Genomic DNA, 525 nt, shown 5'->3' on the forward strand with positions numbered 1-525 from the left:
ACCACCATCACCACGGTGGAGAGCGAGTCTTTCTCCGGCTATACCTACCCCGAACTGCTTGACGTATTCCCCGGCCAGCAGACGCTGGAACGCACCTCGATGAACTCGTGGGACGACCAGAAGGTGCGCGACGCGCTGGCCGCCAACGGCCGCAAGAAGATCATCGTGGCCGGGTTGTGGACCGAGGTCTGCAACACCACCTTCGCGCTGTCGGCGATGCACGACAGCGACTACGAGATCTACATGGTGGCCGACGCTTCCGGCGGCACCAGCAAGGAAGCGCACGACTACGCCATGCAGCGCATGGTGCAGGCCGGCGTGGTGCCGGTGACCTGGCAGCAGGTGCTGCTCGAATGGCAGCGCGACTGGGCGCACCGCGACAGCTATGACGCCGTGATGCAGCTGGTCAAGGAACACTCGGGCGCCTACGGCATGGGCGTGGACTACGCCTACACCATGGTGCACAAGGCCGCGCAGCGCACCGCCACGCCGCACGCGTCGATCGCCCCGGTTCCGGCCCGCTGA

General features: G+C 66.1%; 1 protein-coding gene. It reads left to right on the forward strand.

Annotated features, from left to right (window positions below; all coding sequences use genetic code 11):
- The coding region (locus AC1RQK_RS40515) for an isochorismatase family protein (RefSeq protein ID WP_492815285.1) at positions 1-525 on the forward strand (525 nt) is incomplete at its 5' end.

Source organism: Cupriavidus sp. GW822-FHT02D05 (assembly GCF_058802485.1).